The sequence below is a fragment of the Azospirillum sp. CT11-132 genome, from assembly GCF_047302835.1.
Classification (GTDB): Bacteria; Pseudomonadota; Alphaproteobacteria; order Azospirillales; family Azospirillaceae; genus Azospirillum.
This window is the reverse complement of the sequence record NZ_JBGLZA010000006.1, coordinates 200,001-222,581: the sequence shown is the minus strand read 5'-3', so window position 1 is coordinate 222,581 and position 22,581 is coordinate 200,001. Positions and strand designations below refer to the sequence as shown.

The following is a 22,581-nucleotide window of genomic DNA, read 5'->3' as shown; positions in this document are numbered from 1 at the left end:
GGATGCTTCCAATGGCAACGAGCCCCGTCGATACGACCTTCGTAGTCAATGCCTCGGGTGTGGCTGCCGGAGGAGTCTGGCCGCACTTCAAGTTCCTCGTCGATGGCGTGGCCGTCGGCCAGGCGACGGTCAATTCCACCAGCGCCGGGCGGTACAGCTTCACCACGAAGGTGGCCCCCGACGCCGCGCACAAGGTCCAGGTCGTGTACGACAACGACTGGATGTCCACCGACAAGTCCGGCATGTACCGCGACCTGATCGTCAAGTCGATCGAAGTCAACGGCAAGACCATCGCTTCCAACAGCTCGACGGTCTCCTACGCCGCTGACGGCCAGGGCACCCTGTCCGGCCGCGAAATGCTGTCCTGGAGCGGCTCGCTCGATTTCAACATGTCCAAGGACATGTTCGCCAGCGCCGCCGGGACCCCGACCACGCCGACCACCCCCACGACGCCGACCACCCCGACCACCGGCGGCACGCCGATCGTCGTGAATGCGTATGGCGCGGCGGCCGGCGGCGTGAACGCCCACTTCAAGGTCCTGGTCGACGGCAAGCAGATCGGTGAAGGCACGGCCGGCACCGCCGCCAAGGACTTCACCTTCAACGCGAACGTCGCCGCCGACGTCGCCCACAAGGTCCAGATCCAGTACGACAACGACGGCGTGGTCGGCGGCGTCGACCGCAACCTGTACGTCAACAAGATCACCATCGGCGGCCATGCCGTGAGCCCGACCGACAGCATCGTGTCGATTGACAAGGGCGCGCTGGACGGCAAGGACCTCGTCGCCGGCCAGAAGGCGATGTGGTGGAACGGCACCATGGAGGTGAAGGCCGACAAGTCCTGGTTCGGCGGCAGCACCTCCACCCCGACCACGCCCACCAACCCGTCGCAGCCGAGCCTGTCGGTCAGCGACGCGACGGTGACGGAGCCGACCGGCAGCCAGTCGTCCAGCGGCATCCAGGGCTTCCTGCACACACAGGGCAACCAGATCGTCGACGAGGCCGGCAACACCGTCCGCCTGACCGGCGTGAACTGGTTCGGCGGCGAGGGCTACAACTACGTGCCCGCCGGCCTGTGGGTGGACAGCTATCAGCACCACCTGGAAAACATGAAGTCGGTCGGCTTCAACACCATCCGCCTGACCATGTCGGACGCCATGTTCGACAGCAGCGCGGTGACCAACGGCATCGACTATTCCAAGAACCCGGATCTGGTCGGGCTGACCCGCCTGCAGGTCTATGACAAGGTCATCGACTATGCCGGCAAGCTCGGCATGAAGGTGATCCTCGACCACCACCGCAACGACGGCGGCGCCGGCACCAACGAACATGGGCTGTGGTACACCAGCGCCCACCCGGAATCGACGGTGATCGCCAACTGGAAGATGCTGGCCAAGCATTATGCCGGCAACGAGACCGTCATCGGCGCCGATCTGCACAACGAGCCGAGCGTCAGCGCCACTTGGGGCGGCAACGCCTCGACCGACTGGGCCTCGGCCGCCGAGCGCATCGGCAACTCGATCCAGAGCGTGAACAAGGACTGGCTGCTGTTCGTCGAAGGCACGGAGTGGAGCAGCACGCTCGCCGGTGCGCAGTCCCGCCCGATCCACTTCGACACGCCGAACAAGCTCGTCTACTCGCCGCATGCCTACGGCCAGAGCGTCGGGCAGTTCAGCTGGCTGAACGATCCGAACTACCCGAACAATCTGCCGGCCCAGTACGACAAGATGTGGGGCTATCTGTACAAGAACGACACCGCGCCGATCCTGCTGGGCGAATGGGGCGGCCAGTTCAGCAGCACGGCCGAGCAGACCTGGGCCAAGACCATGGCCAAGTACCTGAACGGCGACTGGAACCTGGACGGCAAGAGCGACATCGCGGCCGGCGACAAGGGCATGAGCTGGACCTTCTGGGCCTGGACCCCGGAATCCGGTGACGTCGGCGGCATCCTGATGGACGACTACAAGACCATCAACCAGAGCAAGATCAACATCATCAAGACCGCCATGGAAGGCGCCGTCTTCGATACCCCGACGACCACCGCCAACACCGCCAACGCCACCTTCACGGTCAAGCTGTCGGCCGCCTCCAGCAGCCCGGTCACTGTGGACTACTCCACGGTGGACGGCACGGCCAAGGCCGGCTCCGACTACACCGCCACCAGCGGCAAGCTGACCTTCGCCGCCGGCGAAACCGCCAAGACCGTGACGGTCAAGGTGCTGAGCGACAGCGTGACGGAAGGCAACGAGACCTTCAGCCTGAAGATCTCCAACCCGAGCGCCGCGACGCTGGCCGACGCCACCGGCACCGGCACCATCGTCGACGCCGCCGCCAAGGCCGCCGCCGCTTCGCTCAGCTCGGCCGACCTGCTGGCCCACACCGTGACGGCCGCGAACGACACGACCGCCGGCGATCTGCCGACGGCCACCGTCGCCAGCATCGACAGCTCGGTCACCGACCTGTCGCACACCGCCATCGACACCGCCTATCACGGGATGGAGTGGCACGACCCGATGGCCCACGCGGCCTGAGGATCGGCTTCACCGCAACCGGTGTAACGACGACGGAAGGGGCCGGCAGATGCTGCCGGCCCCTTTCTGTTTTGTGTCCGGCGATCAGCCCGGAACGGGCGAGGCCTGTGCGGCGGTCGTATGGGTGGAGAGTGTGCCGACCGGGGCCGGATGCGGGATGTCGGGAATGCTGACCTCCGCCACCGCCTTTCCCGGATTGCCGGCGACGACGGTGCGCCGGGGCATCGGCTTGGTGACGACGGAGGACGCGGCGACGATGCACTCGTCGCCGACGCTGACGCCGATGATCACCGCATGCGGCCCGACCCAGACGCCATCGCCCAGCTCCGGGTAATGGGTCACCCGGCCGCTGGGGAGCAGATCGTCCTTCTGGCCCAGGGTGACGCCGTGGAACAGGGTGACGTTGGCGCCGATGCGGGCGTTGGCGTTCACCACCAGTCCCCAGCCGTGCAGGATGCGCAGGCCGGGTCCGACCTGGGTCTCCCACGGCAGGTCCATGGCGGCCGAATGCTGGGTCCAGCGGTGCAGCAGCCGGCAGGCGGCCAGCAGCGGCTTGCGCAGCGGCCCTCCCATCCGGTCGGCCGCCTGGCAGCTGCGCAGGGTGAAGGTCACCCGGAACATGCGGTTGCCCGCCAGCAGCTTCAGCACCGCCCCGAGGCCGGAACCGCCGCCGTAGCGGATGGCGTCCGCCGCGACCGTCTGCCGATATGTGTAGCGCGGAACATCCTGCATCGCGGTGGGATCCTCCCGGTTCAATCGTTGTCAGGCCGACCGTTCGGCTGATTGTTAGGCCGCTTGGGGCCGGCGAAAAAATCGGCCGAGCATGCGGAACAGCATGGCGCGGTCGGTCTTGCCGAAGCTCGGCCCGAAGAGGGTGACGACGGCGAACAGCATGGTCAGCCCGACCTTGGCCGCGGCGAAGGTGGGGTTCACCTCGAACCCGAACAGAGCGAGGCCGGCCAGATAGGCGATGGCGGCCGGTGCCAGGATGCCCGTCACCCGCAGGATGCTGAGCGCCGGCTCCTTCGGGCTGAGGCGGCGGCACAGCGTCTCGGTGGCGCAGAGCATCACCAGCTCGCGCCCCAGCACGCCGACGGCACCGCCCATCAGGCCGAGCGGCCCCAGCGTCACACCCATGATCGCCGTGCCCACCGCGAGCCCGCCCAGCGAGATCGCCGGCAGGACGCCGACCTTCTTGGTCTTCACCAGCCCGACCTCGGCATGCATGCGCACGCCGTGCAGCAAATAGGCCAGCACCAGCAGCGGCATGCAGGGCAGCACGGTGTCGTACTCGCTGGACGCGATCAGCCACAGCACCTCCGGCGAGGTCAGGGCCATGCCCAGCGCCGCCGCCGACAGCAGGACGACGAACAGATAGAAGACGAATTCCGACTGCTCGCGTCCGGCGGTGTTGTCGCCGACGTCGTGCTGGGCCTCGATCCGGCTGACCGACCAGATCTGCAGGAAGGAGGCGGTCAGGAACATGTAGAGCATGGTGGCGAGCCGCAGCCCGAAGGACAGCACGCCCACCGCCGCCACGCCCATCAGCAGGTTGACCAGATAGCGCATGGCGAACTGGTTGCCCATGTCCAGCATGGTCTGCGGCATGAAGGGCAGGCCCAGCACCGTCACTCGCTTCAGGATCCCGAAGGAGAAGCCGACGCCGTTCGCGCCCAGGATCGCCACCGTCAGCGCGATGCCCAGACCGACGAAGGTGATGGCGTTGGCCAGGAAGATGCCGGTCACGCCCAGGTCCATCACCAGCAGGAAGGTGAGGTTGAGGCCGATCAGCCCCACCGCCTTGCCGACGGAAATCAGCAGGCAGGTGCCCGACCGCTTGTGGACCCGGTAATAGGCGAGCGCCAGTTCGAAGACGGCGCTGAACGCGATGCCGGCGAAGGCGAAGGCGATGATCGGCGCCTGATCGCTGCCGCCGAACAGCAGGTGGCTGGCGCCCCATCCCGCCGGCAGCGCCACCGCCAGCAGGAGTAGCGAGGCGGCCCAAAGCCCGATCATTGTGGTGCTGACCACCCGGCTTCGGCCGCGGTTGTCCGCATGTTCGAAATAGACGACGGTGAAGGCGTTGATCATCCCGATCATCAGCATGACCGCGACGATGTCGCCCACGACGCTGATCAGGGCATAGACGCCGAACTCCGCCGGCGACAGGACCTTCGTATAGAGCGGCAGCAGAAGCAGTCCCGCGGCGCGGTTGACCACGTTCGCCACCATGAACATCCAGCCATGTTTGATGATCGTACCAGCTTCGAGAGCCATCCGGTTTCCTTCGCCCCCTATAGTCCGCTTCTTTTCCCGGTCCCGCCTGAGAGGGGAGCGCTGCGTCCGCCAAGTCGCATGGGGTGGGTTGCACGGGCGCAGATAAGGAAAAAGAACGCGCCAAATCTTGGCGGCGGCTGGGAAAGCGTCAATTCGGCCTTGAAGCGACCGCAGCACTCTTCGGTGCTAGTCACCACGGCTTCGGCCAGAGAACCAGGACGTTCCGATTAGGCTTTCCGGCGAGCCCGCACGCTGCCTCCTACGCCCCGCAACAGGCAAGGGTGCGTTCGCGCCACGCCCCCGCTCGGAATTGCCCGGCGGTTCCCTTCGGTAAATCCGGGTGGCGGACCCACTCCGCAAGTTCGGCGATCATCCCCCTTCGCGCCCCACCGTTCCGGCCGGTCGGGGAAGAGGTTACCGGCCTCTACCCAAAAATTGCGGGGATCGAACGTGCCGCCCGGGGTGCGACACCACCTTGCCGCTAACCCGAAACGCTATCCCCGCTGGGGACGGCATCCGAAAGTATCCCCTTAAATATTCGGGCACCCGCACCCTTTGAAACCCGGGTGGTATCGCGGACGCGAAATCAACGCCCGTATGCACTGTTGCTGGCCAAGCCTCCTCATCCTAATTCGTCCTCAACGAACCGCGGATCGGCCGATCGAAATCATGAAAGAGCGATCTTTACATAAATGCGCAGCTGAGATTGAGGCGGCGCAGCAAAGTAAAGACCGGCCGAATCCGAAGAGACGCTGATGACGAGCGACCATCCGCACGAATGGCCGTGCGGTGGCTGGCATTCCCTTCAACCACGGGACCTGCGATGAGCAAACTGGACCCAGATGTGGTCATCGATCTGACCTCGGCGAAAAAGGCGACGATCCCGACGATCGCCCCCGGGCTGCTGCTTGCACTGTCCGACGGGCTGGTCCTCGCCCTGGTGGGGTGGACGCTCAACCATTTCCTCGGCGCCGACGCGCTGACGGAGCCGCTGGAGGCCGCGGCGTGGCAGCGGTCGCTGGTGACCGGCCTGATGCTGGTGCCCTTGGTCAAGTCGGTGTTCGGCATCTACACGCTGGGCCGCTTCGACTACATGGAACGGACGCGGCGGACGTTTCAGGCGGCCTTTCTGTGCTGCGCCGTGCTGGCCGTTCCCTTCATCGTGATGGAGGGCTTCCGCTCCTTCTTCGTGGAGGCGCTGTCGATCGCGCTGCTCGGCTTCGCGGTCACCTATGTCGCCGACCTGCTGCTGATCCAGGGGCTGCTGTCCAGCGCACTGGACTGGCGCACGCCGGTGGTGATCGTCGGCGCCGGCCCGCAGGGCGCCGCCATCGCCGAGAAGCTGCAGCGCCTGCCCTGGCTCGGCATGCGTCCGGTCGGCTTCGTCGACGACGACGACAGCCTGTGGCAGACCCGCGTCGCCGGCCTGCCGGTGATGGGTCCGGTGGAGCTGCTGGCCAAATCGCCCGCCGTCGCCGGCCAGGCCAGCGCCGCCATCGTCGCCGACATGGGCCGCCACGGCAGCGACCTGACCGGGCTCGTGCGCACCCTGCCCTTCCGCCAGGTCTATTGCGTGCTGGGCGAGGGCAACGTCAGCGCGGTCGACGCGACCTATCACAACCTGCACGGCTCGCTGGCCCTGCGCGTCAGCGTCCGTCCGCCGACCGGCTACCTGCGCATCCGCCGCGCCATGGACATCGTGCTGTCGTCCATCCTGCTGGTGCTGGTGGCACCGCTGATGCTGGGTCTCGCCGTCGCCATCAAGCTGGACAGTCCCGGCCCGGTGATGTTCCGCCAGAAGCGCTGGGCCGGCGGCAAGCAGACCTTCGACCTGCTGAAGTTCCGCTCCATGCATGTCGATGCGGAGGAGCAGCTGCAGCAGCTGCTGGAGAACGACCCGGTCGCCCGCGAAGAGTACATGACCTACCACAAGCTGACGGTCGACCCGCGCATCACCCCGCTCGGCCGTTTCCTGCGCAAGACCTCGCTCGACGAACTGCCGCAGCTGTGGAACATCCTGATGGGCGACATGAGCCTGATCGGCCCGCGCGCCTACATGCCGAAGGAACTGCCGGAGGTGGGTGACTCCGCCGCGGTGATCGGCACCGTCCGTCCGGGCCTGACCGGCTATTGGCAGGTGTCGGGACGCCACCGCACCACCTTCCAGGAACGCGTGGCGATGGACGTCTTCTATGTCCGCAACTGCGGCCTGCTGTTCGACTTCTTCATCCTGTGCAAGACCGCGGTGATGGTCCTGAAGGGCGACGGGTCGTAACCCGGCCCTCCCCCGAATTGAATGCCAGCCGGACCCCCGCGCACCCGCGCGGGGGTCTTCTTATTGGGGTCCTTCGGCTCCATTCCTTTTTCCGGCCGGCAAAGGAAGGGGGGCGGGCGAAAGCGGCTACCCCTTTCGGGTCCGGCCTCCTTCGGTCTAATGCCACCGCCCGCCTACGAGAAGGGGGGTGCCAACCGCATCTTCAGGTCTGCACAGCCGAACGCGGTACGGCAGCAAGGGAAAGCCGATGAAAGTCCTGGATTTTCTGGAAAAGAGCATCGCCGTCATCGGCATCATCGCTTTCGGAGGCTCCGTGCTTCCGCTGATGCTGACCGGCGGCGACCCTCTGGCCGGCGATCTTGAGTCCGCCGGCGTCACCGTCCTCTATGGCGGCCTCTATCTGCTGGTGCTCGCCGCCATCGCGCTCAGGCCCGGCATCGCCTTCCAGATTCCCTTCGCCAGCCCGGCGCTGACGGCGATGATGGCCTTCGCCTTCCTGACCGCGCTGTGGTCGCTGTTTCCGGACGTGACGCTGCGCCGGTCGATCGCCTTCATGTTCACGACGGTGTTCGGCATCTGGCTCGCCCTGCGTTTCCGCTTCCCGGAGATCATGCGGCTGCTGGTGGTCGGGCTGTCGTTCCTGATGTTCGTGTCCTTCTTCATGATCTTCGCGATGCCCACGATCGGGCTGGACAGCACCCAGCATGTCGGCGCCTGGAAGGGCGTGTTCTTCCAGAAGAACGTGACCGGCCGCATGATGGTGTGGCTGGTGCTGGCACTGGTCTGGCTGGACTGGCAGAAGGAGCAGAGCCGCTGGGTCACCCGGCCGCTGATCCTGCTGGCGATGCTGCTGATCGTGATGAGCCGCTCCGGCACCGGTCTGGTCACCTCGGTCCTGGTGTCGGTGGCCCTGCTGTCCACCACGATGCTGCGCGGCAGCATCCGCAACTTCGCCCCGACCATGGCCCTGTTGACGGCCCTCCTGGTCATCATGGTCACGGCCGGCGCCACCTTCTGGTACGACGTGCTCTATGCGCTGGGCCGCGACCCGACCCTGACCGGCCGCACCGTGCTGTGGCAGCACATCGTCCAGTCCGTCACCGAACGGCCGCTGCTGGGCTACGGCTATGCCGCCTACTGGTTCGGCTTCAATGGACCGGGCGCCAGCTTCACCCGCGACTGGGGCATCACCTCGGCCCACAGCGGCTGGCTGGAGCTGACGCTCGACCTCGGCCTCGTCGGCGTGGCGCTGGTGCTGGTGGTGCTGAGCCGCATGCTGTTCCAGGGCTTCTTCGCCGCCCGCTACGGCAGCAGCCGGGCCGAGGCCGCCTGGGCTTTCGCCGTCGGCTGCGCCCTGCTGGCGGTTTCGGTGTCGGAAAGCGTGTTCGCCGAGCGCCATTCCATGAATTGGGTGATCGCCACCATCGCCGTCGTCCGTCTGATCCAGCAAAGCCGCTGGCAGCGCCTGCTGAACGACCGGGCGGAGGAGCAGCATCGGCTGCGGCGGCATGCGCCCGCCGGCGTCGCCCCCGCCTATGCCGGCCAGAGCCGTGCGCTCTAGCCACGGACCTGACGACCATCGATTTCGGGCCCCCGGCCCCTTTCCCAGCGACCCTTCCCATTTTGCTTCGACCGAAGGCAGACCCATGAGCCCGAAGAAAGAACCGGCGAACAGTTACCACCCGGCGAGCAATGAAAAGGTTACCGTCGTGATCCCCACCCGCAATCGCCCGGACATGGTGATGCGGGCGGTGCGCAGCGCTCTCGACCAGACCTATCGGGACCTGGACGTCGTCGTGGTGATCGACGGGCCGGATCCGGCCACCGCCTCCCATCTGGCGACGCTGGCCGATCCACGGCTGACCGTGATGGAGCTCGAGACGAACCACGGCGCCGCGGAGGCGCGCAACATCGGGGTGCGCAGCGCGCAGGGCGACTGGATCGCCTTCCTCGACGACGACGACCATTGGATGCCGGAAAAGGTGGCGCTGCAGATGGCCGCCCGCCCGGCCGGCATCCGCCTTCCCATCGTCAGCTGCCGCTGCCAGGTGGTGACCGCCCGCGGCACCTTCGCCTGGCCGCGGCGGCTCGCCACCCCGGCCGATGCCATCGGCGATTACCTGTTCGTCCGCCGCGGCCTGTTCAAGGGCGAGACCTTCGCCCCCACCACGACGCTGCTGGCGCCCAAGGCGCTGCTGCTGCGCAACCCCATTCCCGAATCCCGGTTCGACGACTGGGAATGGCTGATCACCTGCGGCCGGATCGACGGCGTGGCCCTGGTCCACATCCCCGAGGTGATGGCCGTCCATTACACCGAGAACAACCGCGTCACGCTTTCGACCTGCCACAACATCAACCACGCCCTGGAATGGGCGGAGTCGATGCGCGACCACCTGTCGCCGCGCGCCTATGCCAGCCTGCTGCTGCAGGCGACCGGCGGCGAGCAGGCGGCCCGGACCGCCGGCACGCGCTGGCGCATCCTGAATTCCGCGCTGCGCGACGGGCAGCCGACGCCGATGGCGCTCGCCACCTTCACCATGCATTCGCTGATGCCGGTCGGTCTGCGCCGCCGCCTGCGGCAAGCCTTGTTCTCCGCGTCCGACGCCGCCTGAGCACGAAAAAGGACCCAGACGCTTATGGACAGCACAAACGACAGCCGTATCCCCGCAAGCCTGCCGGATGCATCCCACCGGATCGCGATCGTGTTCGCGACGCCGGGTGCACTCGACGGCGGCGGCGGCATCGGCCGCATGACGGGTTACGTGGTCGACCAGTTCGACAAGTCGGGCACGACCCGATCCATCATCCTCGATACACGCGGCACCGGTAGCGTTCTGCTGTCACCCTTATATCTCGGCATGACCCTGACGCGCATGGCCTGGATCCTGGCGCGTCGCAAAGCCTCCGTCGTGCACATCAACGTGTCCGAGCGGGCGAGCTTCCTGCGCAAGGCGGCGGTCCAGGCGGTGGCGGGGCTGATGTCCTGCCCGACGGTGGTCCACCTGCACGGCGCGTCCTTCGTCGAATTCTTCGAGGGCGGCATCTTCGCCCGCGCCATCAGCCGCTGGCTGTTCAACCGCTGCGGCCGGGTGGTGGTGCTGGGCGACAATTGGCGCGATTTCCTGGTCCAGTCGGTCCACACCGACCCCCACAAGATCCGGGTGCTCTACAACGCCGTGCCCGATGTCGGCGCCGACCTCGGCCCGCCCGCGCCGCCGGAGCCGGGCGCCGTCCTGTCCCTGCTGGTGCTCGCGAACCTGTCGGAGCGCAAGGGCATCGGCACGCTGCTGCGCGCCGGCGCGCTGCTGAAGGAGCGCGGACAGCCCTTCCGGATCACCATCGGCGGCGGCGGCGACGTCGACGGCTATCGCGCGATGGCGGCCGAACTGGGGATCGCGGAGAACTGCAGCTTCCTGGGCTGGATCGGCCGGGAGGAGGCGCATGCGCACATCCGTTCGCACGACATGCTGCTGCTGCCCTCCACCCATGAAGGGCTGCCGATGGTGATCCTGGAGGCGCTGTCGGCGCAACTGCCGGTCATCACCACGCCGGTCGGCTCGATCCCGGAGGTGCTGACCGACGGTGAGACCGCCCGGATCATCCCGGTGAACGATCCGCAGGCGCTGGCCGATGCCGTCATACAGGTCGGTCACGACCCGGCTCTCTACCGCCGCCTTGCGGAAAACGGCCGGCGCCTGTTCCTGAAGCAGTTCGTCATCGACGCCTACGCCAAGTCCCTGCTGGCGATCTACCAGGAGTTGGACCGCAGCGGCGCCGAGTTGTCGGGGGAGCTGGACAAGCTGGCCGGATCGGCCGCCACCGCCTCCAAACGGCGATGATCCAAAGTCATGGCCACCTCGATGATCGGTCTGGAAAACAATCATGGCGGGTATGACCGTAAGGAAGGTGTACATGCACAGGTTGGGTAACCATACCGGCAAGCCAACCCGTTCGGTCGCTCCACAGCGTGCGGGTGACGTATCGCGTAAACTTGCTCGTGGACGTCGCCCGGCCTTCGGCAGCGGCATGATCCAGACGGCGGCGGTCGACCGGCCGCATCACCACGCGTCTCCCTGTACGGCATGAAGAACGAGCCGATAAGGGACCGACGCCAAAAGCATAACAAGCCCGCCGCAGCCGTCGAAGGACGGTCGTCACACGGTAAAAGCCGGGGCGCAACGCAGGAACGGCGGGCAGGGAAAGGATCAGGAGCGGACATGATCTATATCGTCTCCCCCGGCGGCACGCAGGAGAAAGGCGGAATGGGACGTGTGGTCGACAACTTCACGACCGACCTGAGGCAGAATTGCCCGGACGTGAAGTTCGAGGTGGTCGACAGCTACGGTCCCGGCAAATTCCACCTGATGCCCCTCTATTTCGCACGGGCGACCGCCCGTCTCGCCGGCTGCTTCGCCGCCGGCAAGGCCGACCTCGTCCACATCCATATGGCGGAATATGGCAGTGTCCTGCGCAAGGGCATCCTGATCGCCATGGCCCGCAGCTTCGGCGTGCCGGTCGTCCTGCACCTGCATGGCGGACGCTTCCCGAAACACTTCAAGGACAGCAGCCCGCTGATGCGCTGGGCGATCCGCCGCATGATGGCGATGACCAGCGAGATCGTCGTTCTGGGCGAATTCTGGCGCGACTGGGTGGCGGAGGCCTTCGGGCCGGAGACGCGGCAGCGCACCACCCTGCTGCACAACGCCGTGCCCGGTCCGGTCTCCCCGCCGGTGCGCGACGATGCGGAGGAAGGCTTCGCCGGTCCGGTGCGCCTGCTGTTCCTCGGCCGGCTGATCAAGCTGAAGGGCATCGATGTCCTGCTGAACGCGCTCGCCTCCCCCGCCTGCCGCGACCGGAACTGGCAGGTCACCATCGCCGGCGACGGCGATCTGGAGACCTACCGCGGCCTCGCCACGGATCTCGGCATCGCCGACCGCGTACGCTTCACCGGCTGGCTCGATCAGGCCGGCTGCCGGCGCGAGCTGGCCAACGCCCATGTTCTGGTCCAGCCCTCGATGTTCGAAGGACTGCCGATGTCGGTGCTGGAGGCGATGGCGGAGGGACTGACCATCGTCGCCACCCCGGTCGGCAGCGTTCCGGACGCCATCGCCGACGGCGAGACCGGGCTGCTGGTGCCGCCGGGCGATGTCGCCGCGCTGGCCGACACGCTGGCCCGCGTGATCGACGACCGCAACCTGCGCCGCAATCTGAGCGCCGGCGCCCGCGCACGGTGGGAGCGCCAGTTCGACGTCGCCGTCTTCCGCGAACGTCTGCTGGAGATCTACCGCCGCAACGCCCGCGGCAACCTGACCACGAAGCCTGCCGTTCCCGCCGGACCGGTGCCGGCCTCCGGACCGGCGGGCCATACGAAAAGCACGACTGGCTGACGCGGACACGGCAGGCCGCTTCCGGTTCGGACCGCTCGCGGCCGGGACCGGGAGCATCGACATGAAGGAGGGGGCACCATGAAAAACGCCATTGCCAATCTGGTGCGCTGGTCGGGATTCGGTGCGATGCAGCGTTTCCTGAAGGCGCGGCACGCCGTCACCATCGTCGTCTACCACGACCCGGCCCCTGAGGTGCTGCGCGAGCATCTGCGCTGGTACACCAAGCATTACGGCTTCACCACGCTGGATGCCGTGGCCACCGCGATGGAAACCGGCCGCTGGGACAAGCTGCCGGCCTATCCGCTGGTCATCACCTTCGACGACGGGCATCGGAACAACACGGCGCTGGCGTCCTTGTTCCGCGAGTTCGATTTGCGGCCGACGATCTATCTCTGCAGCCAGATCGTCGGCACCGCCCGCCCCTATTGGTGGAAGACCGCCGCCGCCGACGGCATCGGGGTGGAGCGGCTGAAGCGGGTGCCCGATCCCGAACGCCGCCGCCTGCTGGCGGAGGCCGGCGACGATCCCGACAGCGACGGTGCCGACCGTCAGGCGATGACCTGGGACGAGATCGCGCGGATGACCGATGTCGCCGATTACGGTGCCCACACCCGCACCCACCCGATCCTGCTGCAATGCGACGACGGCCGCTGTGCCGACGAGATCGCGCTGTGCCGCAGCGAACTGGAGGAGGCGCTGGGCCGGCCCTGTCGCCATTTCGCCTTCCCCAACGGCGATTTCAGCGACCGCGAGGTGGAGGAGATCCGGCGTGCCGGATACCGCACCGCCCGCACCATCGACCCCGGCTGGAACGACGCCTCCACCGACCCGCTGCGCCTGAAGGCTTTCCCGGTGTCCGACGACGCGACGGTGGACTGGCTCAGCGTCCAGTTGACCGGCATCCCGGCCTGGCTGCGCAAGCGCAAGGCCGCCGCCGACAGCCCGGCCGGCGGGGTGACGCCCGAATGGGCAGGCTCGATGGCAAAACCCAAGTCGGCGGGCGTATGACCGCGACCGGCCGCGCCAAGCCTAATGTCTAGAGGCAAGCGACAAGCCCTATTACCGGACAACAGAGTGGCTAACCACAGACTTCAATCCACTCCTATCCTTTGAGCCCTCGCAAACCACCGCCTCCATCACAATAAAATTGCATATCACGCGAATGCGAAAACAAGGAGCCGATCCACCGCGGGACACATGACAAGGGATGGCCGGACCCACGCCCCCATACCCCTGAGATCGTCCCCGCGAGCCACCCGGCCCCGTTCACGCCGACCCCATTTCGACAGACCTCGTTAGACATCGTTTCGACCGAACCCACGTCGACCGAACCCAGCAGGAGTTTTCAGAGACATGCGGACCGCCACCCTGACCGACACGACCCTGACCGCTCCCACCCTGCCGGAAATCCGCGCCTTCATCGTGGAGAATTTCCTGCTCGGCAAGGACTCCGGCTTCGACAACAGCGAATCCCTGCTGGAGTCGGGGATCATCGACAGCACCGGCATCATGCACGTCGTCGCCTTCCTGGAAGAGCGCTTCGGCATCGCGGTCGACGATGACGACATGATCGCCGACAACCTGGAGTCTGTCGACCGCATCGCCAGCTTCGTCGACCGCAAGCAGGAACTCCGCAACGCCGCCTGATCCTGCGGGACCAGCGACGGCGGATACGGCCATAAGACGGGCGACGGCAAGAAGGACAGTTCCATGGCCCATCTGGTTCACCAGTACCTCAGCGAGACGGCCGGGCGGGATCCCTCCCGCACCGCGCTGATCGCCGGGGATGTCCGCCGCAGCTTCGCCGAGCTGGACCGCGAGAGCGACGCCGTCGCCTGTGCGCTCCAGTCGGCCGGGATCGCCCGCGGCGACCGCGTGGCGGTGATGCTGGAGAACTCGATCGAATATGTCGCCGGCCTGTTCGGCACGCTGAAGGCCGGCGGCGTGTTCGTGCCCGTCAACCCCTCGACCAAGGCCGACAAGCTGACCTACCTGCTGGCCGATGCCGGCGTCCGGGTCCTGATTGCCCCGGCGGCGCTGGCCCGGCAGGTCCTGCCGGCGCTGGAGGCGGTGGAAACGCCGCCGGCGGTTCTGTGGGTCGGCGCCGGGCTGCCCGGCGGTGCCACCGGTCTGCTCTATGCCGATGCCCTGGCTGCTCCGCATCGCCAGCCGGTCGACCCCGGTCTGATCGACCAGGATCTGGCGGCGATCATGTACACGTCCGGCACCACCGGCCGGCCGAAGGGCGTGATGCTGACGCACGCCAACTACGTCAACACCAGTTGGTCGATTTCGACCTATCTGGGGAACACCCCCGACGACGTGGTGATGTGCGTGCTGCCGCTGACCTTCGGTTACGGCCTGTCCCAGGTGCTGACCGGCGCCCGCGTCGGCTTCACCCTGGTGCTGGAGCGCTCCTTCGCCTTCCCGATGGAGACGCTGAAACGCATGGTGCAGCACCGGGTCACCGGCCTGCCCGGCGTCCCGACCGTCTTCTCCACCCTGCTGGGGCTGGAGGCGGCGAAGACCGCCGACCTCGACAGCCTGCGCTATCTGACCAACGCCGCCGCCCCGCTGCCGGCCGCTCATCTCCGCCGGCTGCGCGAGCGCTTCCCGCATGCCGTCTTCCATTCCATGTACGGCATGACCGAGTGCTGCACCCGCATCAGCACGCTCGACCCCGCCGATCTGGACCTGAAGCCGACCTCGGTGGGCCGTTCCATCCCGAATTGCGAAGCCTTCGTCGCCGACGAGGAGGGCAACCGCCTTCCCCCCGGCCAGGTGGGCGAGTTGGTGGTACGCGGCGCCAACGTGATGCGCGGCTATTGGAACCGGCCGGAGGAAACCGCCCGGCGCCTGCGTCGTGGTCCGCAAGGCGAGACCCTGCTGTTCACCGGCGACCTGTTCACCCAGGATGCAGAGGGGCACCTGTACTTCGTCAGCCGCAAGGACGACGTGTTCAAGTGCCGCGGCGAGAAGGTCAGCCCCAAGGAGGTCGAGAACGCGCTGTACGAGTTGGACGGCGTGCTGGAGGCCTGCGTCATCGGCGTCCCCGACGAGGCCGACGGCTTGGCGGTCAAGGCGTTCCTCGTTCCCCGCGAGGGTGCTGCCATCTCCGAGGCGGCCATCCGGCAGCATTGCCGCGGCCGGTTGGAGAGCCACCTCGTCCCGAAATTCATCGAGTTCCGCGACAGCCTGCCCAAGACCGACTCCGGGAAGATCCGGCGAGCAGAGTTGGTGGAGGAGGTCCGCGCGTCCGACAGCAGCAGCAGTCCCCTGTCCCGCGCAGCGGGGGAGGGTTAGGGAGGGGGCAAAGCCTTCCCACCCCCGAACACCACCACCAGAACACCCACCCCAGGACAGAGAGCACGCTCATGTGTGGTGTCGCCGGAGTTCTCGCAGGATCGCGTGCCGAACCGGCCGGTCTGGACGAGCTGAAGCGCATGATCGCCATGCTGGGGCACCGCGGCCCGGACGGTTACGGCTTCTACCGTGACGACCGGATCGGGCTCGCCCATGCACGGCTCAGCATCGTCGGTCTGGCCGGCGGCTTCCAGCCGATCCACAATGAGGACCGCACCCTCTGGATCAGCTTCAACGGTGAGATCTTCAACCATGTCGAACTGCGGCGGGAGTTGGAGGCGCGCGGCCACCGCTTCTACACCCAGACCGACACCGAGGTGATCGTCCACGCCTTCGAGGAATACGGCCCCGCCACCTGGGCCAAGCTGAACGGCCAGTTTGCCATCTGCCTGTGGGACACCACCCGGCGCGAACTGTGGCTGGTCCGCGACCGGCTCGGCATCCTGCCGCTGTTCTACGCCCGCCGCGGTGACCATCTGGTCTTCGCGTCGGAGGCCAAATCCCTGTTCGGCGGCGGCCGGGTGACGCCTGCCTTCGATCCGGCCAGCCTCGCCCAGGTCTTCACCCACTGGAGCACCGCGCCGCACGGCAGCGTCTTCGCCGGGGTGGAGAGCGTGCCGGCGGCCACCGCCATCCGCGTCGACTCGACGCTGGCGCTGCATGTCGACCGCTACTGGCAGCCCGATTTCGGCACCGACCCGGCGCTGGCCAACCTGTCGCTGGACGAGGCTGCCGACCGGCTGGAGGAGAAACTGCTCGACGCCATCCGCCTGCGGCTGCGCGCCGACGTGCCGGTCGGCGTCTACATCAGCGGCGGGCTCGACAGCTCGGTGATCGCCGCGTTGGCCCGCAAGCTCGACACCACCCACATGCACAGCTTCGGCGTCCGCTTCACCGACGCCGGGTTCGACGAGACGCCGCAGCAGCGGCTGGTCGCCGGCCATGTCGGGACCGACCATCACGACATCCTGTGCAGCCCGCAGGACATCCAGGCAGCCCTGCCCGACGTCATCCGCCACGGCGAGGCGCCGCTGGTCCGCACCGCTCCCGCCCCGCTGTTCCTGCTGTCGCGTCTGGTGCGCGAGAGCGGCATCCGCGTCGTGCTGTCCGGCGAGGGTGCCGACGAGTGGCTGGCCGGCTACGACATCTTCAAGGAAGACAAGGTCCGCCGCTTCTGGGCGCGCCAGCCCGACAGCAAAGCGCGGCCAAAGCTGCTGGGCCGCGTCCATCCCTTCGCCGCCGTCAACGGCCAGAAGGACAGCCCGCTGTGGCAGGCCTTCTTCAAGCGCGGGATGTTGGACACCGACGAGACCTTCTACGCCCACCGCACCCGCTGGCGGAACACCGCATGGTCGCAGCGCCTGCTGTCGGCCGATGTCCAGGCGACCGCCGACGATGCGGCCTTCGAGGCGCATGTGGCGGCCCATCTGCCGGACGGCTGGTCGCGCTGGTCGCCGCTGGCGCGCAGCCAGTGGGCGGAGATCGCCACCTTCATGACCCCCTATCTGCTGTCGGCCCAGGGTGACCGGGTCGCCATGGCCAACAGCATCGAGGTCCGCTATCCCTTCCTAGACCCGGCGGTGGACGACCTCTGCGCCGCACTGCCGGACCGGGTGAAGATGCTGGGCCTGCGCGACAAGCTGGCCCTGCGCCGGCTGGCCGCCCGCCATCTGCCGGCCGAGATCTTCCAGCGGCCGAAGCGGCCCTATCGCGCACCGATGACCACAGCCCTGTTTGGCGACGACGCCCCGGACTATGTCCGCGACCTGCTGTCGCCGGAAGCGCTCACCTGCTACGGGCTGACCGACATCGACGCCGTCTCGGCGCTGGCCGACAAGGCCCACCGCCAGAACGGCCGCATGGCCGGCGAGCGGGAGGAGATGGCGCTTGTCGGCACGCTGACCCTGCAGATCCTCGCCCACTACGTCCACGACGAATTGCCCCAGCGCATCCGCGACCAGCGGGCCGCCCTGGATCGTGCCGAAATTCACGTGCTGGAGGACCAAACGTTGGGGGACCGGACCGGCGACGCCCGGACCGCCACACCACAGCCCATTGCCCAGCCCACCGCGGCCTGACTGCCGCGATTCTTTCCGACCGACGATGCATCAACCCCCATCGGGAACCGTGACCATGCTGAACGCCCTGTCCTCGTTCGACTCCAAGGCCCTCGATCTGGATTGCGCGTCCGCGGCGCGCGAGATCGAAGACGCCATCCAACGCATCGTCGCCCATGATCTGCGCCGCCAGGGCATCGTGCTCGGCGTGTCCGGCGGCATCGACAGCTCGGTCTGCGCCACGCTGGCCGTCCGCGCCCTGGGGCCGGAGCGCGTGCAGTGCATCCTGATGCCGGAAAAGGAAAATTCGCCGAAGAGCACCCGCCTCGGCACCCTGCTCTGCGAGCATCTCGGCGTCACCCCGGCGATGGAGAACATCACCGGCCCGCTGGAGGCGCTGGGCTGCTACGAACGGCGCGACAACGCCATCCGCCGGCTGTTCCCGGAATTCGGCCCGGGCTGGAAGCAGAAGATCGGTCTGGCCGGCAACCTGCTGGACGCCGACCGCGTCAACTACTTCACCCTGACCGTCGAATCGCCGGAGGGCGAGCGCCAGACCAGCCGCATGCCGGTGGACGTCTATCTCGACGTCGTCGCCGCCACCAACCTGAAGCAGCGCATCCGCAAGACGGTGGAATACACCCACGCCGACCGCCTGAACTACGCCGTGCTCGGCACGCCGAACCGGTTGGAGTACGAGTTGGGCTTCTTCGTGCGTGGCGGTGACGGTCTGGCCGACCTGAAGCCGATCGCCCACCTGTACAAGTCGCAGGTCTACCAGATGGCGGCCTATCTCGGCCTGCCGGCAGAGATCCAGGCGCAGTCGCCCAGCACCGACACCTACACCCTGCCGCAGTCGCAGGAGGAGTTCTACTACGCGCTGCCCTACGACAAGCTGGACCTGGCGCTCTGCGCCTATGGTCGGGGTGCCAGCGAAGAAGAGGCCGCGGCGGCGCTGAACCTTACCGTTCCGCAGGTCCACCGCGTCTACAAGGACATCACCGCCAAGCGCCGCACGTCGGCCCGCATCCTGCGCGATGCCCATCTGGTGCAGCCGGTGTCCGTCGGGGATGAGGCATGAGCGTCATCGACTGGAAGCAACGTGGCGTCGCCCGGTATGAACCGGGCGACCATGCCGCACTGGAAAGCTTCCAGCGCGCGCATTTCGGTGCCGAGGCGATCCAGCTCTGTCCCGACCATTTCCACTGGCTGTTCGAGGAACCGCCGGAGCGGGAGCATGAGGGACCGCAGCTCTGGCTGTGCAAGCGCAATGGCGCCGTGGTCGGCCAGCAGGGCGGCATCCCCTTCGCCCTGAAGGTGGGCGAGCGCAACCGGCGGGCTTCCTGGGCGATCGACCTGATGGTCGCCCCGGAATGGCGCCTGCGCGGCGTCGGTCCCGCCCTGTCGGAGACCCACTCCGCGGCCGGCGACCTCGCCGTGTCGCTGTCGATGACGGAGGCCGCCTACAAGTCCTACAAGCGCGGCGGCTGGCTCGATCTCGGCAATGTGCCGACCTATCTGCGGGTGATCGATCCGCTGCGCTGCCTGCGCGTCAGCCCGTATGGCGGGGGCTTGGCCAAGCTGGTCGCCAGGGTGGGCAAGCCGGCGCTGGCCGCCGCCTCCATGGGCTACGGGCTGTCGGCCAAGCTGCTCGGCGCCCGGCTGGTGGAGATCGACCGCTTCGACTACCGCGTCGACGACCTGTGGGAAGCGGCCTCGGTGCAGCATCCGGTGATCGCCCGGCGCGACTGGGCCTTCCTGAACTGGCGCTTCGACCTCACGCCGCAGGCCGACCGCTTCCGCCGCTTCTACGTCATGCGGGGCGAGACCGTGCTGGCCTATGTCGTGCTGCGGGTCGACTACTGGAAGGGCGAGCCGGTCGGCGTGGTCTGCGATTATCTGGCCCGGCCGGGCTGGCTGGTGGCGGCCTTCTCGCTGATGACCGAGCTGGCGCGCCGGCAGGGCATGGTTGCGCTGATGTGCCGGACGCTGAATGCCCAGGCGGCGCGGCCGTTGTCGATGATGGGCTTCCTGTGCCTGAAGAACGGCCTGCGCACGCCGACCCGGATGATGGTGCGGCCGGCGCTCGACCAGCCGGAGCTTGCCGGCACGGTCGGCGATGCGAAGAACTGGTTCGTCACCGTCGCCGACAGCGACATGGGATTCAAGAGCTTGGGCGAGTAGGCGAAAACCGACACTCCAGACGCGAAAAGGCCGCCTTCCCATATGGGAGGCGGCCTTTTCGCTGTTCGCGATAAAATCGAGTTTCAAGTGACGGGATGCGTCTTCAGATCGTCCATGAAGCGGCTTACCGCTGTGCATGGCGCCCGGTGAGATCAAGCCGATCGAGCGATTAGTAAGGCTTAGCTTCGAGCATTGCTGCCCGTCCACATGCCTCCTATCGACGTGATGGTCTGTCACGGCTCTCAAGGGAGCTCTGGTTTAGAGGTGGGTTTCCCGCTTAGATGCTTTCAGCGGTTATCCCGTCCATACTTAGCTACCCGGCCATGCCACTGGCGTGACAACCGGTGCACCAGAGGTATGTCCATCCCGGTCCTCTCGTACTAGGGACAGATCCTCGCAAAACTCCGACACCCACGGCAGATAGGGACCGAACTGTCTCACGACGTTCTAAACCCAGCTCACGTACCACTTTAATCGGCGAACAGCCGAACCCTTGGGACCTGCTCCAGCCCCAGGATGTGATGAGCCGACATCGAGGTGCCAAACGACTCCGTCGATATGGACTCTTGGGAGTCATCAGCCTGTTATCCCCGGCGTACCTTTTATCCGTTGAGCGATGGCCCGTCCACGTGGAGCCACCGGATCACTATGGCCGACTTTCGTCTCTGCTCGACTTGTCAGTCTTGCAGTCAGGCGGGCTTATGCCATTGCACTCGACGAGCGATTTCCGACCGCTCTGAGCCCACCATCGCGCGCCTCCGTTACACTTTGGGAGGCGACCGCCCCAGTCAAACTACCCGCCATGCAGGGTCCCGGACCCGGATCACGGGCCACGGTTAGATGCCAGAGACTTCAAGGGTGGTATTTCAAGGATGGCTCCACACGAGCTGGCGCCCATGCTTCCAAGCCTCCCACCTATCCTACACATGAAGTCCCTAGCACCACTGCAAAGCTGTAGTAAAGGTGCACGGGGTCTTTCCGTCTGACCGCGGGAACTCCGCATCTTCACGGAGAGTTCAATTTCGCTGAGTTGGTGTTGGAGACAGCGGGGAAGTCGTTACGCCATTCGTGCAGGTCGGAACTTACCCGACAAGGAATTTCGCTACCTTAGGACCGTTATAGTTACGGCCGCCGTTTACCGGGGCTTCAATTCAAGGCTTGCACCTCTCCTCTTAACCTTCCGGCACCGGGCAGGCGTCAGACCCTATACGTCGCCTTGTGTGGCTTCGCAGAGCCCTGTGTTTTTAGTAAACAGTCGCTACCCCCTGGTCTGTGCCCCCCGCCATGGCTTGCGCCACAACGGGGCCCTCTTCTTCCGAAGTTACGAGGGCAATTTGCCGAGTTCCTTCAACACCATTCTCTCAAGCGCCTGGGTATACTCTACCAGTCCACCTGTGTCGGTTTGGGGTACGGTCTATACGGCGGGGCTGTTTCCTGGAACCGGTCCACAGCATGTCCAATCCGATAAGGACATACACGCTTTCCAATCCGTCACCTCCGCCAGGCCCACGACTATTAACGTGGTTCCCATCGACTACGCCTTTCGGCCTCGCCTTAGGGGCCGGCTCACCCTGCGTGGATTAACCTTGCGCAGGAACCCTTGGACTTTCGGCGACAGTGTTTCTCACACTGTTTGTCGCTACTCATGTCAGCATTCTCACTTCCGATACCTCCAGGCGGCCTCACGGACACCCTTCGCAGGCTTACGGAACGCTCCGCTACCACGTGATCTGAAAGATCACATCCGCAGCTTCGGTACACGGCTTGAGCCCCGATACATTTTCGGCGCAGGCCGGCTTAACTAGACCAGTGAGCTATTACGCTTTCTTTAAAGGATGGCTGCTTCTAAGCCAACCTCCTGGTTGTCATGGCCTTCCCACATCCTTTCCCACTTAGCCGTGATTTGGGGACCTTAGCTGGCGGTCTGGGCTGTTTCCCTCTCGACGATGGACCTTAGCACCCACCGTCTGTCTGCCGGACTGCACTCTGCGGTATTCGGAGTTTGGTTAGGTTTGGTAAGGCTCGCGCCCCCCTAGCCCATCCAGTGCTCTACCCCCGCAGGTGATATCCGACGCGCTACCTAAATAGCTTTCGCGGAGAACCAGCTATTTCCTGATTTGATTGGCCTTTCACCCCTAGCCACAGGTCATCTCCGACTTTTTCAACAGGCGTGAGTTCGGTCCTCCAGTGCGTGTTACCGCACCTTCAACCTGCCCATGGCTAGATCATCAGGTTTCGGGTCTAAAGCATGCAACTCGGTCGCCCTATTCAGACTCGCTTTCGCTGCGCCTCCACCTACCGGCTTAAGCTCGCTGCATACTCTAAGTCGCTGACCCATTATACAAAAGGTACGCCGTCACCCCATGAAGAGGCTCCGACTGCTTGTAGGCATCCGGTTTCAGGAACTGTTTCACTCCCCTTGTCGGGGTGCTTTTCACCTTTCCCTCACGGTACTGGTGCACTATCGGTCACTGAGGAGTACTTAGGCTTGGAGGGTGGTCCCCCCA

14 protein-coding genes and 1 rRNA gene (1 of these 15 cut by a window edge) are annotated in these 22,581 nt (G+C 66.2%); 12 read left to right on the top strand and 3 right to left on the bottom strand.

Annotated features, from left to right (window positions below; all coding sequences use genetic code 11):
• Positions 1-11: 11 nt before the first annotated feature.
• Complete coding sequence (locus ACCD06_RS24945) at positions 12-2,531, top strand: cellulase family glycosylhydrolase (RefSeq protein WP_109156407.1); 2,520 nt, start codon at positions 12-14, stop codon at positions 2,529-2,531.
• Positions 2,532-2,615: 84 nt separating this feature from the next.
• Here ACCD06_RS24945 and ACCD06_RS24940 read toward each other — a convergent pair whose 3' ends face one another.
• Together ACCD06_RS24940 and ACCD06_RS24935 are read right to left on the bottom strand one after the other, a co-directional pair.
• Positions 2,616-3,263 (bottom strand): serine acetyltransferase, encoded by a 648-nt coding sequence (locus tag ACCD06_RS24940; protein ID WP_109156406.1) that lies wholly within the window; start codon positions 3,261-3,263, stop codon positions 2,616-2,618.
• A gap of 54 nt (positions 3,264-3,317) precedes the next feature.
• On the bottom strand, positions 3,318-4,808 hold the full coding sequence (locus ACCD06_RS24935) for a lipopolysaccharide biosynthesis protein (RefSeq protein ID WP_413344265.1): 1,491 nt from the start codon (positions 4,806-4,808) through the stop codon (positions 3,318-3,320).
• An 823-nt stretch (positions 4,809-5,631) separates the two neighbouring features.
• Here ACCD06_RS24935 and ACCD06_RS24930 point away from each other — a divergent pair.
• The 11 genes from ACCD06_RS24930 (at position 5,632) to ACCD06_RS24880 (ending at position 20,074) form a co-directional block, all read left to right on the top strand.
• Positions 5,632-7,083, top strand: coding sequence for an exopolysaccharide biosynthesis polyprenyl glycosylphosphotransferase (locus ACCD06_RS24930; RefSeq protein WP_109156404.1), 1,452 nt, complete (start codon positions 5,632-5,634; stop codon positions 7,081-7,083).
• 247 nt (positions 7,084-7,330) lie between these two features.
• The gene (locus tag ACCD06_RS24925) at positions 7,331-8,644 is read left to right on the top strand and encodes an O-antigen ligase family protein (RefSeq protein ID WP_109156403.1); all 1,314 of its coding nucleotides are present in this window, start codon (positions 7,331-7,333) and stop codon (positions 8,642-8,644) included.
• Positions 8,645-8,729: 85 nt separating this feature from the next.
• Positions 8,730-9,695, top strand: coding sequence for a glycosyltransferase family 2 protein (locus ACCD06_RS24920; protein WP_109156402.1), 966 nt, complete (start codon positions 8,730-8,732; stop codon positions 9,693-9,695).
• A 24-nt stretch (positions 9,696-9,719) separates the two neighbouring features.
• A complete protein-coding gene (locus tag ACCD06_RS24915) occupies positions 9,720-10,922 on the top strand; it encodes a glycosyltransferase family 4 protein (RefSeq protein WP_109156401.1) in 1,203 nt (400 codons plus the stop codon).
• 378 nt (positions 10,923-11,300) lie between these two features.
• On the top strand, positions 11,301-12,470 hold the full coding sequence (locus tag ACCD06_RS24910; protein WP_211099761.1) for a glycosyltransferase family 4 protein: 1,170 nt from the start codon (positions 11,301-11,303) through the stop codon (positions 12,468-12,470).
• A 78-nt stretch (positions 12,471-12,548) separates the two neighbouring features.
• Positions 12,549-13,478, top strand: a complete 930-nt coding sequence (locus ACCD06_RS24905) for a polysaccharide deacetylase family protein (protein ID WP_109156400.1) — start codon at positions 12,549-12,551, stop codon at positions 13,476-13,478.
• A 345-nt stretch (positions 13,479-13,823) separates the two neighbouring features.
• Entirely contained in the window at positions 13,824-14,117 is a 294-nt protein-coding gene (locus ACCD06_RS24900) for a phosphopantetheine-binding protein (protein ID WP_413344261.1), read from the top strand.
• 63 nt (positions 14,118-14,180) lie between these two features.
• Positions 14,181-15,773: a class I adenylate-forming enzyme family protein gene (locus ACCD06_RS24895; RefSeq protein WP_109156399.1), complete on the top strand. Its 1,593-nt coding sequence runs from the start codon at positions 14,181-14,183 to the stop codon at positions 15,771-15,773.
• Positions 15,774-15,844: 71 nt separating this feature from the next.
• Positions 15,845-17,911 (top strand): asparagine synthase (glutamine-hydrolyzing), encoded by a 2,067-nt coding sequence (gene asnB / locus ACCD06_RS24890; RefSeq protein WP_413344259.1) that lies wholly within the window; start codon positions 15,845-15,847, stop codon positions 17,909-17,911.
• Between the two features lie 55 nt (positions 17,912-17,966).
• On the top strand, positions 17,967-18,971 hold the full coding sequence (nadE, locus tag ACCD06_RS24885) for an NAD(+) synthase (RefSeq protein ID WP_136703776.1): 1,005 nt from the start codon (positions 17,967-17,969) through the stop codon (positions 18,969-18,971).
• A complete protein-coding gene (locus ACCD06_RS24880; protein WP_413344257.1) occupies positions 18,968-20,074 on the top strand; it encodes a GNAT family N-acetyltransferase in 1,107 nt (368 codons plus the stop codon). Before nadE ends, ACCD06_RS24880 begins: the two co-directional genes overlap by 4 nt.
• Before the next feature lie 148 nt (positions 20,075-20,222).
• Here ACCD06_RS24880 and ACCD06_RS24875 read toward each other — a convergent pair.
• A 23S ribosomal RNA gene (locus ACCD06_RS24875) occupies positions 20,223-22,581 on the bottom strand (it continues 388 nt past the right edge of the window).